Here is a 1,008-nt window from a genome sequence, read left to right on the forward strand (position 1 = left end):
GGGCCTATTTGGAAGCGGATGTGGAGGCCGCCGCAATCGTTCTAACTAGGCTATATATTCGCGATGCGCTTCTGGTTGATTCCCGCTGGGTTGATGCTGTCGCTCGCCGCGCTGGTTCTTGCTGCGCCGGCCGGTCCCGCCATGGCGCAGGACAAAGGCATGATCGATCCAAAGCCGTTGCCGCCGCTGGCGCATCCGGACGACCCGCACGTCGCGGCGCGCGACCTGTTCGCACGCAAGACGCTGCCAGCGGCGCTGCCGCCGCATCCGGTCGGCTTCTATGCCAAAGGCTGCATGGCCGGCGGCACCGCGCTGCCGATGAACGGCGACACCTGGCAGGTGATGCGGCCGTCGCGCAATCGGTTCTGGGCGCTGCCGGTGACGGTGAAACTTATCGAGCGGCTGTCGGCCAAGGCGCATGATCGCGCCGGCTGGCCGGGCATCCTGGTCGGTGACATGTCTCAGCCGCGCGGCGGGCCGATGCTGACCGGCCACGCCAGCCATCAGGTCGGGCTCGACGCCGACATCTGGCTGACGCCGATGCCGAAGCGGATGCTGTCGCGCAACGAGCGCGAAGAGATGAGCGCCGTGATGATGGTGCGGCCGGACCGGCTCGATATCGATCCGTCGGCCTGGAAGCCCGGTCATCTCGAAGTCATCAAGGCGGCGGCGCAGGAGCCGCTGGTCGAGCGCATCTTCGTCAACGCGGCGATCAAGAAGGCGCTTTGCCGCGAGGCCAAGGGGGATCGGTCCTGGTTGTCCAAGGTGCGGCCGATGTGGGGTCACGATTATCACTTCCACATCCGGCTTTCCTGCCCGGCCGGCGCGGAGAACTGCGAATCGCAGCCCGAGCCGCCATCCGGTGAAGGCTGCAGCGCCGCCGACTTTGCGTTCTGGTTCAAGGATTCGGTGCTGCATCCCAAGCCGCCCGCCGAACCGCCCAAGCCGAAGCCGCCGCTGACTTTGGCCGAACTCCCCAAAGAATGCCGCGCGGTGCTGGCCGCGCCG

1 protein-coding gene is annotated in these 1,008 nt (G+C 67.1%); it reads left to right on the forward strand.

All coding sequences use genetic code 11. The features are described from left to right. Positions 1–63: 63 nt before the first annotated feature. A partial coding sequence (gene mepA, locus I5M_RS19260; RefSeq protein WP_022722891.1) for a penicillin-insensitive murein endopeptidase occupies positions 64–1,008 on the forward strand: 945 nt, incomplete at its 3' end.

Source organism: Rhodopseudomonas sp. B29, from assembly GCF_000333455.1.
Classification (GTDB): Bacteria; Pseudomonadota; Alphaproteobacteria; order Rhizobiales; family Xanthobacteraceae; genus Rhodopseudomonas.